13 protein-coding genes are annotated in these 12735 nt (G+C 63.4%); 10 read left to right on the top strand and 3 right to left on the bottom strand.

The genetic code is table 11. From position 1 onward, the window contains the following. Positions 1–130 precede the first annotated feature (130 nt). On the top strand, positions 131–1726 hold the full coding sequence (locus E4656_RS14570) for an alkaline phosphatase family protein (RefSeq protein WP_135484028.1): 1596 nt from the start codon (positions 131–133) through the stop codon (positions 1724–1726). Here E4656_RS14570 and E4656_RS14575 read toward each other — a convergent pair. Further along, a complete protein-coding gene (locus tag E4656_RS14575) occupies positions 1708–2505 on the bottom strand; it encodes a CDP-alcohol phosphatidyltransferase family protein (RefSeq protein ID WP_135484029.1) in 798 nt (265 codons plus the stop codon). The two genes, E4656_RS14570 and E4656_RS14575, sit on opposite strands and share 19 nt — an antisense overlap. A gap of 141 nt (positions 2506–2646) precedes the next feature. Between E4656_RS14575 and E4656_RS14580 the strand changes: the two genes are divergently transcribed. From E4656_RS14580 to E4656_RS14610, 7 genes are all read left to right on the top strand, one after another. After that, positions 2647–4536 carry a putative nucleotidyltransferase substrate binding domain-containing protein gene (locus E4656_RS14580; protein WP_135484030.1) on the top strand — a complete coding sequence of 630 codons (1890 nt, stop codon included), beginning with the start codon at positions 2647–2649 and terminating at the stop codon, positions 4534–4536. A gap of 2 nt (positions 4537–4538) precedes the next feature. Then, complete coding sequence (locus tag E4656_RS14585) at positions 4539–5261, top strand: 3'-5' exonuclease (protein ID WP_135484031.1); 723 nt, start codon at positions 4539–4541, stop codon at positions 5259–5261. Positions 5262–5391: 130 nt separating this feature from the next. Beyond that, on the top strand, positions 5392–6366 hold the full coding sequence (locus tag E4656_RS14590; RefSeq protein WP_135484032.1) for a zinc-dependent alcohol dehydrogenase: 975 nt from the start codon (positions 5392–5394) through the stop codon (positions 6364–6366). Between the two features lie 9 nt (positions 6367–6375). Beyond that, the gene (locus E4656_RS14595) at positions 6376–6780 is read left to right on the top strand and encodes a 6-pyruvoyl trahydropterin synthase family protein (protein WP_135484033.1); all 405 of its coding nucleotides are present in this window, start codon (positions 6376–6378) and stop codon (positions 6778–6780) included. Then, positions 6773–7891, top strand: a complete 1119-nt coding sequence (locus E4656_RS14600) for a glycosyltransferase family 4 protein (protein WP_135484034.1) — start codon at positions 6773–6775, stop codon at positions 7889–7891. The genes E4656_RS14595 and E4656_RS14600 overlap by 8 nt, the downstream gene beginning before the upstream one ends. 8 nt (positions 7892–7899) lie before the next feature. Continuing rightward, positions 7900–8769: a class I SAM-dependent methyltransferase gene (locus E4656_RS14605; protein ID WP_135484035.1), complete on the top strand. Its 870-nt coding sequence runs from the start codon at positions 7900–7902 to the stop codon at positions 8767–8769. Continuing rightward, positions 8766–9788, top strand: a complete 1023-nt coding sequence (locus E4656_RS14610; protein ID WP_135484036.1) for a lysylphosphatidylglycerol synthase transmembrane domain-containing protein — start codon at positions 8766–8768, stop codon at positions 9786–9788. Before E4656_RS14605 ends, E4656_RS14610 begins: the two co-directional genes overlap by 4 nt. On the opposite strand, the gene E4656_RS14615 is transcribed toward E4656_RS14610, so the two are convergent. Then, the gene (locus tag E4656_RS14615; RefSeq protein ID WP_135484037.1) at positions 9707–10546 is read right to left on the bottom strand and encodes a RibD family protein; all 840 of its coding nucleotides are present in this window, start codon (positions 10544–10546) and stop codon (positions 9707–9709) included. The two genes, E4656_RS14610 and E4656_RS14615, sit on opposite strands and share 82 nt — an antisense overlap. A 193-nt stretch (positions 10547–10739) precedes the next feature. On the opposite strand from E4656_RS14615, the gene E4656_RS14620 reads away from it, so the two are divergent. Next, the gene (locus tag E4656_RS14620) at positions 10740–11534 is read left to right on the top strand and encodes a lysophospholipid acyltransferase family protein (protein ID WP_135484038.1); all 795 of its coding nucleotides are present in this window, start codon (positions 10740–10742) and stop codon (positions 11532–11534) included. Between the two features lie 25 nt (positions 11535–11559). Here E4656_RS14620 and E4656_RS14625 read toward each other — a convergent pair whose 3' ends face one another. Then, complete coding sequence (locus E4656_RS14625; RefSeq protein WP_167856077.1) at positions 11560–12096, bottom strand: TetR/AcrR family transcriptional regulator; 537 nt, start codon at positions 12094–12096, stop codon at positions 11560–11562. Between the two features lie 243 nt (positions 12097–12339). On the opposite strand from E4656_RS14625, the gene E4656_RS14630 reads away from it, so the two are divergent. After that, complete coding sequence (locus tag E4656_RS14630; protein WP_135484040.1) at positions 12340–12705, top strand: response regulator; 366 nt, start codon at positions 12340–12342, stop codon at positions 12703–12705. The last annotated feature ends 30 nt before the right edge of the window (positions 12706–12735 follow it).

The raw sequence follows: 12735 nt of genomic DNA on the forward strand, positions 1-12735 counted from the left end.
AGCAGATACTTTGAACAGTGTCCCAATATTTTTGTAAGCGCCTGCGGACATCCAAATAGCGCTGCCCTGCGTAGGCACCCGGCTTGAACGGGCACCGCAGACCCTTGACACCCGGGAAGGAGCACAAGACATGCGTCGGACAGTCGTTGTTCTACTGCTGCTGAACCTGCTGTTTGTGGCCGTAGCCTGGCCGCAGGCCTGGGGCGGGCGCCTGCCGCTGTTTGCCGCCGAAGCCCTGCTGCTGACCGGCCTGTTCCTGCTGCTGCCAGCCGGAGCCTGGCGGGCAGTACCGGCCTATCTGATCGGCGTGCTCTATGTCGTCGCCGCACTGATCGCGGGATTCGACATTCTGGTCCGCACCAGTCTGGGCCGAGCCCTGAATCTCTATCTGGATTTTCCCCTGCTGCGTTCGGCCTATGACCTCTCTCTGACCAATCTGGGAGTGGTCGCGACCGTCCTGATTGCGCTGGGCGGTGCCCTGGCCATCAGCGGTCTGACCTTCATGCTGGGGCGCCTGCTTGCCGGGCTGCACGCCCGCTCCGGCACGGCCAGATGGGCCGGCAGCGGCCTGTTGGCCCTCGGCCTGATCGCGGCGGGTGCGGCCGACGCCGGCCGCGGACCGGTGGCCGCCGAAGGCATCAGCACCCTGCATGATCAGTGGCGACAAGCGCAACAGACCCGGCAGGAACAGCGGGAATTTGCCCGCACGCTGGCCACGGAAGCGGCCCGGGCCGAGCCAACTGCTCTGCCCGGTCTCGCCGGACGTGATGTGTATCTGGTGTTTGTCGAATCCTACGGCATGGAGGCCATTGTTGACCCCGAGTATGCACCCGCCATTCGGAGCCTCCTGGCTGCCATCGAGCAGCAACTCGACGGTACCGGTATGCAGGCGCTGACCGGTCGCCTGATCGCACCCATTCAGGGTGGCCAGTCCTGGCTCGCGCACGGCACCCTGCTTAGCGGCGAGTGGCTGCCCAATCAGGTGTTGTATGAAACCATGCTGGACAGCAGCAAACCGACCCTGGTAACCGATTTCAGCGCCACCGGCCATCAGACCCATGCCGTAATGCCGGCCAATACACGGGACTGGCCGGTAGCCGACCAGTACGGCTTTGACGGCATTCACGATGCCAGAACCATGGGCTATGCAGGGCCCGCCATGAACTTTTTCACCATGCCGGACCAGTACACACTCAGTTGGCTGTACCACGGGCTGCGCCAGGAAGCAGAAGGCCCGCTGTTTGCGGAAGTGGCCCTGATCAGCAGCCATGCCCCCTGGGTACCCGTGATTCCCATTGTGGACTGGGATCAGGTGGACGATGGCCAACTGTTTCATCAGCATGCAAACAGCCATCCCTCTCCGGACGAGGTCTTCCAGGACAATGCCCAAGTGCGTGAGTACTATCTGGATTCGATCGAATACAGCCTGCAGGTGGTGGCGGACTATGCCGAACGGTACCTGCCCGAGGACGCCCTGCTGATTGCCATCGGGGACCATGAGGCACCACCCATAGTGACCAGCACCGAGGTCAATCGCGCTGTGCCGGTGCATCTGATCAGCCAGGATGAGGACTTGCTGGACGCGTGGGTACACTGGCTGCAGGCCGACGCCTTTGCACAGACTCTGGTCGATGGTTTCTGGCCGGGCACCGAGCAGGCGCCCGCGGCGCCCGGCATGGATGCTTTCCGCCAGTCACTGCACAGAGTCTACGGCGATTCAGACTGACCTTGCTGTCGATACAGCCAGATCACATCGGTAAGGAAAGAAACCGTCAGCAGCACCAGCGCCACGGCCAGCGCCGACACACTGGCCCAGGCAGGCAACCAGGGCGGCATGCAAGCCAGCAGCGTCGCCACCTGCCAGACACAGACAAACTGACGCCGAAAGCTGGGTGGCAGAGATTGGTTCAGCCAGCACCAGCGCCAGCCCGCCAGCACAAAGGCATAGCGCATCAGGCCCAGCGCCAGCACCCAGATACCGGCTCGCTCCAGCACCACCAGCAGCAGCGCCAGCCCCATGATGAAGGCCGCATCGACCTCCATGTCGAAGCGGGCACCATAGGCAGACACTGAGCCAGTGCGCCGTGCCACCCAACCGTCCAGACCATCCAGACTCAGCGCCAGCAGGCTCAGTCCGGCCAGCGCCCAGGCCTGCTGCGCAGCCCAGACCGGGAAAGGCAACGCTGACAAGACCAGGATCATCAGCAATGCGCGCACCAGCGTGACCCGGTTGGCGGGCCCCAGACTGAGCCAGCTCAAGCCACACCAATGGCGCCATTCACCGCCACTGCGGGCGGCTTCCTGTGCGCCAGGCCAGGTCTGCCAGACCAGTGTCGCCAGCAGCGCGTACAACACCAGCACCACCGCCAGATAGCGCTGGTCGGCACCGGTAGCAACCGCAAACGGTGCTGCCAGCAGCAGCACCAGAAGGCCGCCGCCCAGCAGCTCCATGCCCGGGTGCCGTCGCAGAACCGAAGTTTCCAGAGCCTGTAGCAAAGCGGTCATGGCATTAACCTGGAGCAGAAGGTGTATGAGCAATACGAGTCATGCCCGTCGGCAGATTGCTGCCCCTGTCGTTGTCGGGCCAGCCAGTGCTAGACTCTCATTCTAGACCATGCTGGCCGCCCCGACTGGAGATTCGAAACCATGCAGGCTGAGCAACTGGACATTCGTGAGCACCTGCGGCGGCATCCGCCCTTCAGCCTGCTGTCCGACGACTGGCTGAATACGCTGGCGAGCCGGGTCGAGGTGGCCTATTTCCGTGCCGGCAGTACGATTCTTCAGGCTGGCGATCCCATCGAAGATCTGCACTATATCCGCAGTGGCGGTGTCGAAATCTACCGCCACGAAGGGGAGCTCTACAACCGGCTCGGCGAGGGCGAGATATTCGGCCAGTTGGGTCTGTTGATGAAAGGCATGGTCCGCTTCCCGGCGCGGGCGCTGGAAGACACCCTGATCTACTTTATTCCGGGCGATCTGTTTCGGGCCCTGTTTGACCAGGTGGGGTCCTTTGCCACCTTTGTCGAAATAGAGGACCGCACCCGCCTGCGCCAGGCCACAGCCAACGAGGGCAGTCGCAACGAACTGATGACCACCCGCGTGGGCCGACTGATCACCCGCGCACCGGTTACTGTATCCGAGCGCGCCGATATTCGCACCGCGGCCGCCATCATGACCGAGCAGAATGTGTCCTCGGTGCTGGTGGTACCGGAGTCGGGAGACGAAGGCGACCCCCGCACCACCGGCGGCGCCATGGCCGGCATCATCACCGACCGCGACCTGCGCCGGCGTGTGGTCGCGCAGGGCCTGCCGTACGATACGCCGGTCAGGGACATCATGTCGTCGGATGTGGTCACGGTGCAGGACGATCAGTACCTGTTCGAGGCCCTGCTGATCATGTTGCGCGAAAACGTGCATCACCTGCCGGTAATGCACCGGCTGAAACCGATCGGTCTGATCGACCTGTCGGACATCATCAGCCACGAAACGCAGAACAGCCTGTTCGTGGTGCGCAATATCTTCCATCAGCAGAGTGTCGAAGCCCTGCAGGCTCTGGTACCGGAGGTCAAGGCGTCCTTTGTGCGCATGGTCAACGAAGACGCCAATTCCCACATGGTCGGCAGCGCCATGGCCACCATAGGCCGCAGTTTCAAGCAGCATCTGCTGCAGTTGGGAGAACAGAAGCTCGGCCCGCCCCCCGTGCCCTATTGCTTCCTGGCCCTGGGCTCCATGGCCCGCGATGAGCAGTACCTGCGCACCGATCAGGACAACGCTCTGGTACTGGATGACAGCTTTGTACCGGCCGAGCACGATGCCTACTTCGAAGCCCTGGCCCACTTTGTATGCGACGGCCTGGCTACCGTCGGCTACACCTATTGCAAGGGTGACATCATGGCCACCAATCCGACCTGGCGCCAGCCCCTGCATGTGTGGCAGCACTACTTCACCGACTGGATTCGCCGACCCAGTGCCCAGTCCCTGCTCAACAGCTCCATATTTTTCGATCTGGACGGCGTACACGGCGACACCCATATGGCTGACCAGTTGCAGGCCCTGATCGCCGACGAAGCCAGCAAGACTCCCGGCTTTCTCGGCTGCCTGGCCCGCAATGCACAGAACCGCACACCGCCGCTCGGTTTCTTCAAGGATTTCGTGGTGGAAAAAAGCGGCCGCCATCGCAACTCCATCAACCTCAAGCGCCGGGGCACCGCCCCGCTGGTGGACGTCATTCGCGTGCATGCACTGGCCAGTGGCTCGCGCGCGCAGAATTCATTTCGCCGCCTGGAAGATACCGTGGCGGCCGGTTTTCTGACCGCCCAGGCCGCCAGTGACCTGCGTGATGCCCTGGAGTTCATCTCGCTGGTGCGAATACGCCATCAGGCCCGGGACATCGAAGCCGGACGCGAGCCCGTCAACAACATTGATCCGGAGCAGCTGTCCAGTTTCGAACGCCGCAACCTCAAGGATGCCTTTCAGGTACTGAGCAATGCGCAGCGCTTTCTCAAGTTCCGCTATCGCCCCCAGAGCACGCGCTGACCATGTTCCGGCCAGCACACCAACAGGTCGAAGTACCGGACTGGTCCCAGCGCCTGACGACACTGGCCGACCAGGCACAGTCCCCTGATCTGCAGGCTTTCTACAGTGCCGGCGCCGTGGCGCCGGACACGCCTCTGGAGCAGGTACCATTCACGGCGCTGGACCTTGAAACCACCGGCATCGACCCGGAACAGAACAGCATACTGAGCATCGGCCTGGTCCCCTTTTCACTGGCACGCATACGCTGGGGTGAAAGCCGGCAGTGGCTGGTGCAGCCGGAAACAACGCTGTCGGCCGAATCGGTACAGATCCACCAGATCACGCATGCCGATCTGGCCGCCGCGCCGCCCATGAGCCAGGTGCTGCCTGAACTCTTGACGACGCTGCGCGGTCAGGTTGTGGTGGTGCATTATCGGGCCATCGAACGACTGTTCCTGTACCACGCGGCGCAGCGCTGCTATGGCGCCGGACTGGAATTCCCGGTCGTCGATACCATGGAACTCGAGGCACGCGTTTACCGCAAGCGTGTACCCGGCTTCATGAGCCGGTTTCTGGGGCACCAGCCCAAATCCATCCGCCTGGCCGATGCCCGCAGTCGTTTCAATCTGCCGTTCTATCCGCCGCATCATGCTACCGTGGATGCTCTGGCTTCGGCGGAACTGCTGCAGGCTCAGGTGGCGTGGCGCTTTTCACCGCAGACGCCGATCCGCGATCTCTGGCGCTGAGGCCGGGCTGCCCTCAGGCAAGCGGTCAGGCCTGATTTCCGTGCCAGTCTGATCTAAGCTGAAACCGGCCAACGTATCTGCAATGAGCAGACCGGCGTGACCAGGAATTCACAGACCAGGGCGAGGTATTATGACTGCCACCACAGCACAGGCGTTCTGGGTTGAAGAGCCCGGCCGGGGCGCCCTGCGTACAGAGACGCTGGCGCCACCCGACACGGATCAGGTGCGGGTGCGGGCGCTGCATTCGGGTATCAGCCGCGGCACCGAAGCGCTGGTATTCAATGGCCAGGTGCCGCCTTCGGAATACCAACGGATGCGCGCACCCTTTCAACAGGGTGACTTTCCCGGCCCGGTCAAATACGGCTACGCCAGTGTCGGCCTGGTGGAAGCCGGGCCCAAGAGCCTGCTGGGTCAGACCGTGTTCTGTCTGCATCCGCATCAGAGCCACTATGTGGTGCCCGCCACTGCCGTTCTGCCGCTGCCGAAAGCGGTGCCGGCAGCACGGGCAGTGCTGGCCGCCAATATGGAGACCGCCGTCAACGGCCTGTGGGATGCCGGCCCTCGCATCGGCGACCGGATCTCCATCATCGGGGGTGGCGTGGTCGGGTTGCTGCTCGGCTGGCTGAGCGCGCGCCTGCCCGGTACCGAAGTCGAACTGATAGACATCAACCCCGAACGCGCCGAATTGGCCACGCACCTGGGGTGCCGGTTTGCGACGCCTGACCAGGCCCGGACCAAACGCGACCTGGTCTTTCATGTCAGCGGCGCTCCGGCCGGTCTCACCACAGCTCTGGGACTGGCCGGCCAGGAAGCCCGAGTAATCGAAATGAGTTGGTATGGCCGGCAGGCAGTCAGCGTGCCGCTGGGCGAAGCCTTCCACGCGCGCCGCCTGCAGCTGATTTCCAGCCAGGTAGGACAGGTGGCGCCCCGGCAGCGGCCACGCTGGACGCACTCCGAGCGTCTGGCTCTGGCCCTGACACTGCTGGTCGCGCCCGAACTGGATGCCCTGATCAACGAACACAGTGCTTTCGAAGACCTGCCCGCCACCCTGCAGCGCCTTAGCCGGCACCCCGGTTCGGCGCTCTGTCACCGTATCGACTACTGAGGAGATTCCATGTACGCACTGACCGTCCGCGACCATCTGATGATTGCCCACAGTTTCAAGGGCGATATCTTCGGCCCGGCGCAGAATCTGCACGGCGCCACCTATGTGGTGGACATGACCTTCATGCGGCCCGACCTCGACGACGATGATCTGATTGTCGACATCGGCCTGGCCAGCACGGTACTGAAGGAGCTGCTGGCGCCGCTGAATTTCCAGAATCTGGATGAACTGCCAGAGTTCAAGGGCCGCAATACGACCACCGAATTCATGGCCCGCACCTTGTTCGAGCGTATGCGCGAGGCCATCGCCGCCGGCCGACTGGGCCCCACAGGCAAGGGCCTGAGCGACCTCAGAGTCACGCTGGGAGAATCCCATATCGCCTGGGCCAGCTACGAGGGTCCTCTGCATGGCTGAGACGGCCATTCCGGCGCTGCATTGGCTGGTACCCGGCGACCCGGACCAGTGGACCGGCGGCCACCTGTACAACCAGCGCATGCGCCGGGCCCTGGCCGAGCGCGGCATTGCGGTGCCGTTACAGAGTCTGGATGGCCGCTTCCCGGCCGGCGACACCGCTGCCGCCCGCAGCGCTCGGGCTGCATTAACCACGCTGGAAGATGGCAGCATCGTCATTGTGGACGGTCTGGCCTATGCGGCACTGCCCGAAGTCTGGGCCGAGGAGGCACAGCGCCTGCGCCTGCTGGTGCTGGAGCACCTGCCGCTGGCCGCCGAGACCGGCCTGGCCCGTGCCACTGCGGCCGCCTGGCACCGCCGCGAGACCGAGGCCCTGCGCTACGCCAGCGGTGTCATCACCACCAGCCCCTACTGTGCCCGGCTGATGACCGAGTACGGAGTGCCGGTGCAGCGCATTCAGGTTGCCGAGCCGGGTACAGACCCGGCACCAGCCGACATGCCCGTAGACCAGCAACCCGGTGGCCGCCTGCAACTGCTCTGTGTCGGCAACCTGATACCCCGCAAGGGCCAGGACATATTGCTGGATGCGCTGGCACAGCTGCAGCATCTGTCCTGGCACTGCACGCTGGTCGGCAGTGCCGATCTGGCACCGGACTATGCGCGACACCTGCAGGGCCAGCTCCAGTCGCATGGGCTGCAGCATCGAGTCGCCCTGACCGGGGCCCTGCCGCCGGAGCATCTGACCGACTGGTATGCACGGGCGGACCTGTTGGTGCTGCCGTCGCATTTCGAAACCTATGGCATGGTAATCACCGAAGCCGTGCGGCACGGTGTGCCGGTGCTGACCACAACAGGGGGCGCCCTGCCTGACACCCTGCCCGTTGGCGCAGGCACCACGGTGCCGCCCGGCGATGTAATGGCATTGCAAACAACCCTGGCCGAGCTGTTGTCGAAGCCCGAGCCCTATCAGACTCTGCGGGCGGGCGCGCGTCTTCAGGCGGCGCGCCTGGCCGACTGGCCGCAGGCAGCCGAACGTTTTGTGCACGCGGTCGAACACCTGCTGGCACAGCCGTCGCTGGCGCCGGCCCCATCACAGCCCACGAACCTGCAATGAAGACTGCCATGACCGACACCCGCCCCGGCGCCATCCGCGACCACTTTGACACCGACTGGCTGACCCTGCGCGAACCTGTGGATCACGCCGCCCGGGCCATGACGCTCAGTCAGCAACTGGCAGCCTGGCTGGAGCAGACCGACCGCTCAGGACCACTGCAGCTGGTTGACCTGGGCTGCGGTCGCGGTTCCAATCTGCGCTATCTGGCCCCCTTGCTGCCCGGCCCGCAGAGCTGGTCGCTGGTCGACCACGACGAGCGCTTGCTCAGCGACGCGGCGCGGCTGAGTATCGGCAGCCGCGACCGCGATCATGGCCCGGTGCATTTCAACACCATCGAGGCCGACCTGCGTGACCCGGGCACCTGGCAGCACCTGCTCAACACGGACACCGGCGTGGTCACCGCTTCGGCACTGATCGATCTGGTCGCCGCACCCTGGCTGGACCAGTTGGTGCGCGGCCTGCAACACCGTCAGGCCGCGCTGCTGGTCACCCTGAGCTACAACGGCGAATTCGCCTTCAGTCAGCCCCATCCGCTGGATGCAGAGGTGCGCCAGGCCTTCAACGAACACCAGCAGGCCAGTGGTCCATTCGGAGCCGGCCTGGGCCCGAAGGCAACCGAAGCCCTGCAGACCCGACTGCAGGCTGCAGGCTATCGCGTCAGCACGGCCCCCAGCCCCTGGACGGTACCACCACAGCACGCGGCTTTGCAGCGCGGTCTGGTTCTGGGCTGGCAGGACGCGGCCAGCGAACAGCGACCGCAGCGGGCCAAGGCCTTTGCCGATTGGGCACAGCAGCACCTGCAACAGGCCGGCAGCCCGGAGTGCACGCTGCAGGTGGGTCATACCGATCTGCTGGCGCTGCCCCCCGAACCACAATGATGACCGTCGCCGTGCGCTGGCAACCCCTGCTGAAATGGCTGGTGGCTATCGGTCTGCTGGTTCTGGTCCTGCTGTGGATTGACCCCGAGGCCCTGCTGGCCCAGTTCGCCACACTGCACCCCGGCTGGCTTGGTCTGGCCTTGCTGGTGGGTGCACTGCAGATCGTACTGTCGGCCGGACGCTGGTGGTATACCGCCCGCCAGCTCGGATTGCGGCTGTCATTCCGCCGCGCCGTGGCCGACTATTTTCTGTCCACCCTGGTCAATCAGGTTGTGCCCGGCGGTGTCATGGGGGATGTAGCCCGAGGTCTGCGCCATGGCGTCCGTCTGTCGACCTCCGGACGTCAGTATGGCGCCGCCATCCGTGCCGTCATGCTCGAGCGGCTGTCCGGGCAACTGGTGTTGCTGCCATTGCTGGCAGTCCTGTTGCTGGCCACCGTCAGCGGGCGTCAGGTCGCCGACACCCTGCTGCAGATGGCGGGGGAGCAACTGCCGATTCTGGGTGCCCTGCTGATACTGGTGCTGGCGATGGCCGCCGCCCTGAAACGGCTGCGCCTGCCGGCATTGAAGCGCCTGGGTACCGTCTTGCGTGAGGATGCCGGCCGTGCACTGCTGCGCTGGCCGGTGGTGGTCTGGCAGGGGCTGTCATCACTTGCCGTGGTGGGCAGCTACCTGCTGCTGTTTCTGCTCTGTGCCCGGGCCCTTGGGGTCAGTACCCCGGCGCTGACCCTGCTGCCGCTGATTCCACTGGTCCTGCTGGGCATGCTGGTGCCATTCACGGTATCAGGCTGGGGAGTACGGGAGGGCGTGGCGGCACTGCTCTGGCCGCTGGCGGGCCTGCCTGCCGCCGAAGGCGTGGCGCTGTCCATGCTGTATGGGGTGCTGATCCTGCTGTCCAGTCTGCCGGGCTTGCTGACCGTGCTGGGCGAGACCCTGGCTCAGTCGAAGGAAAGATCGAACAGCGTATCCGGGCCCAGCTCGAAGCGCCGAAAATCCGGGCGCAGTGCATCGTCCAGTTGATCCAGCGGTGCCAGGGTAAAGGCGGGCCGCCCCGAGCCGAGGATGACTGGCGCTACGATCAGGTGCAGGCGGTCGAGTTGCCCGGCTTCGAGAAAGCGGGACACCGTCAGCCCGCCGCCTTCGACCAGAATCCGGTGCAAACCCAGTCCCTGCAGCGCGGCGATCAGATCTGCCTCGGCACCGGCCTGGTCATTGCCCATTGGCAGGACCAGTTCTTTTACCCTGCCCTCCTGCTCTGTTGGCTCTGTGCCCGTGGCATGCACCACCCGCACCGTGGGTGCCGCCGCATCGGTGAACAGCCCCAGCGAATCCGGCAGGCATCGACTGCGGTCCAGTACCACCCGCACCGGGTTGGACCCGGGCACTGCACGCACAGTCAGCTGCGGATCATCCGCCTGTGCGGTGCCGGCGCCGACAATGACCGCATCAACCAGTGCCCGCAGCCGATGCAAGTGGGTGATACCGGCGGTATCATTGATGTACCGCGACTCACCGCTCGAGGTGGCAATGCGGCCATCCAGACTCTGCCCGAGCTGGCCCATCACCCAGGCCGTGCCCGGCGCTCTGCACAGCGGCAGATACAGATCCAGCAACTGTTCCGCCTCCGCGCTGAGCCGGGATCTGGCCTCGGCTGCCAGCGTCCAGATACCGTCTGGGCCGGGCTTCAGGTTCGGATCACTGTTGCCGGCCACGATACCCAGCAGCATCTGCCAGGCGGTCTCGACACTGATCGACGCCGTATTGAAGGTAGACACCATCTTTATCTATCGTCCTTCGTCTGCTGTACACCGCATAGTGCACGCGTATGATTGCAGGGTATCATTCCGGCTCGGCTCTGGTCAGTGGGTTTGCTAGTGTCCTGGGCCATTCCGATTCATCGGGAAACCGCAAAGGACCTTCAGGTTCAGGTATACTGGCGCCCATTATTGATACAGAAGGAAACTCCGCCGCATGATCTTATTGCGACGCCTGGTTCGGTTTGTCATTTTCGCAGTGCTGGTAGTACTGGGCCTGCTGCTGACGCTGGGACTCTGGCTGCCCCGTCGTCTCGGCATCTCCAGCATGGACACCACCCTGAAGGTGGCGGCCTGGTGGTATCGTCGGCTGCTCGGCACCATGAACGCCCATGTGCATGTCGTCGGCAGCATCGAGCCACGGAAGGGCATGTGGATCTGTAACCATATTTCATGGCTGGACATTGTGGTCATAGGCAGCCAGGCACCTGTCCACTTCGTTTCCAAGGCCGAAGTGCGGCGCTGGCCGGTGATCGGTTTTCTGGCCGCACAGGCCGGCACCCTGTTCATCCGTCGCGGTGGTGGTGAGTCCAGCCAGTTGGCACAGGCCATGTCCGAGCGCATGCGCGAGGGCCATGGGGTCATCTTTTTCCCCGAGGGCACAACCGGGCCGGGTCATTATCTGCGCCGTTTCCACCCGCGCCTGTTCTCGACCGCCATAGCGCTCGAGCAACCCGTCATTCCGCTGGCGATACGCTACGACCACGAGCCGCAACCGCATCCGTCCGTGCCCTATACGGACGGGCAGACTCTGCTGGGCAATCTCTGGCAGTTGCTGGGAGAAAAGAGGCTGGACATCACGCTGTTCGCCCCGGAACCGATTACCAGAATCGGTTCACAGCGCCGGGAACTGGCGGAGTACAGCCGCGAGGTGATCAGGGAGAGTCTGGGCTTGGAAGCACCTGCGCTGCCCCCCGAGTCGGTTCAGTCAAGACGGAAAGCCAGCAGCTGAGCCAAAGCGCGCTGCACGCGCTGGCTCAGAGGACGCGCTTCAAGGTCTGGTCGACCATCTGAATGGCGCGTTCGGTGGGGAAGTCCGAATTCTGGATCTTGAAGAGTAGCCCGTTGACCAGACCCAGATAGCCCTCTGCACGCAGAGGGTCACCCCCCAGCGCCTCCTCAATAAGAGCCTCGACCTGCCGATACCGATAATGGCGGAATAGCGATTGCTGGCCCCAGTGGCCCGGCAGAAACAGCAGGGACATCTGACTGCGCCGTTCCAGCCAGAACCGTGCATAGGCCATAAGGATAGCCTGCGGCTCCGAGCTGCTCAGGCGCACTCGGTCCAATGCTTCGATCAGTTCGCCCAGCGGTACTTCTACCAGTGCATCAAGGATGTCCTCCTTGTTGGTAAAGTAGTAGTAGATGGACGGGGGGGCACAGGGTATCAGGCTGGCGATTTTCCGTATGGATACGCCCCGGGCCCCGTGCTCCTGCAACAAGTGGGAGGCGGTTTCCAGAATCTGTTGCCGCGAGATCCTTGCTCGACGCCTCTCCGGGCCAGATTGATTCATAGTTGTTGTCATCCGCTTACATTCAGGGAATGGCTCAGTGGCGTGTCATTGTACAGACTATATTACACCGACCACTGTAAAAATATGGGGAGAACAGTGTTCTAATTCGCAAAATAGTGTGATTTTTTTGCCAGATTTGTGACTGCAACCCTTTTGATCAGCGTCAGAGACCCGATTATCTCTGGAGAGGGCTACGGAAGCTTTGCTAGAATCGACCTGTAACAAGCAAGTAAAGGAACTCTGATGGCCCGTATATTGGTGGTTGAAGACTCTCCCAGTACGCTGGAGACGTTTCGCAAGGCCCTGGAAAATGCAGGTCATTCGGTCCTGAAAGCAGTAGACGGCAACGAGGCCATCAATGTCGCCCGGGCAGAGCAGCCTGATGTGATCCTTATGGACATCGTGATGCCGGAGATGAATGGTTTTCAGGCGACGCGCCGACTGACCAGCGATGTGGAAACATCGCATATACCGGTGGTCATGGTCACCACCAAGGACCAGGAGACAGACCGCGTCTGGGGCAAGCGGCAGGGTGCCGTGGGTTATCTCACCAAGCCGGTTTCGTCGGTCCTGAAGTATCCGCTTTCTCACGCAACCATCATTTCTTGACGCTCCAGCATCAACCGGATTGGGCGGATA

This window comes from Natronospirillum operosum, from assembly GCF_004768465.1.
Classification (GTDB): domain Bacteria; phylum Pseudomonadota; class Gammaproteobacteria; order Pseudomonadales; family Natronospirillaceae; genus Natronospirillum; species Natronospirillum operosum.

Coding starts and splice junctions, on each gene's coding strand:
- E4656_RS14570 (WP_135484028.1), top strand. CDS start 131: ATGCGTCGGACAGTCGTTGTTCTACTGCTGCTGAACCTGCTGTTTGTG.
- E4656_RS14575 (WP_135484029.1), bottom strand. CDS start 2,505: ATGACCGCTTTGCTACAGGCTCTGGAAACTTCGGTTCTGCGACGGCAC.
- E4656_RS14580 (WP_135484030.1), top strand. CDS start 2,647: ATGCAGGCTGAGCAACTGGACATTCGTGAGCACCTGCGGCGGCATCCG.
- E4656_RS14585 (WP_135484031.1), top strand. CDS start 4,539: ATGTTCCGGCCAGCACACCAACAGGTCGAAGTACCGGACTGGTCCCAG.
- E4656_RS14590 (WP_135484032.1), top strand. CDS start 5,392: ATGACTGCCACCACAGCACAGGCGTTCTGGGTTGAAGAGCCCGGCCGG.
- E4656_RS14595 (WP_135484033.1), top strand. CDS start 6,376: ATGTACGCACTGACCGTCCGCGACCATCTGATGATTGCCCACAGTTTC.
- E4656_RS14600 (WP_135484034.1), top strand. CDS start 6,773: ATGGCTGAGACGGCCATTCCGGCGCTGCATTGGCTGGTACCCGGCGAC.
- E4656_RS14605 (WP_135484035.1), top strand. CDS start 7,900: ATGACCGACACCCGCCCCGGCGCCATCCGCGACCACTTTGACACCGAC.
- E4656_RS14610 (WP_135484036.1), top strand. CDS start 8,766: ATGATGACCGTCGCCGTGCGCTGGCAACCCCTGCTGAAATGGCTGGTG.
- E4656_RS14615 (WP_135484037.1), bottom strand. CDS start 10,546: ATGGTGTCTACCTTCAATACGGCGTCGATCAGTGTCGAGACCGCCTGG.
- E4656_RS14620 (WP_135484038.1), top strand. CDS start 10,740: ATGATCTTATTGCGACGCCTGGTTCGGTTTGTCATTTTCGCAGTGCTG.
- E4656_RS14625 (WP_167856077.1), bottom strand. CDS start 12,096: ATGAATCAATCTGGCCCGGAGAGGCGTCGAGCAAGGATCTCGCGGCAA.
- E4656_RS14630 (WP_135484040.1), top strand. CDS start 12,340: ATGGCCCGTATATTGGTGGTTGAAGACTCTCCCAGTACGCTGGAGACG.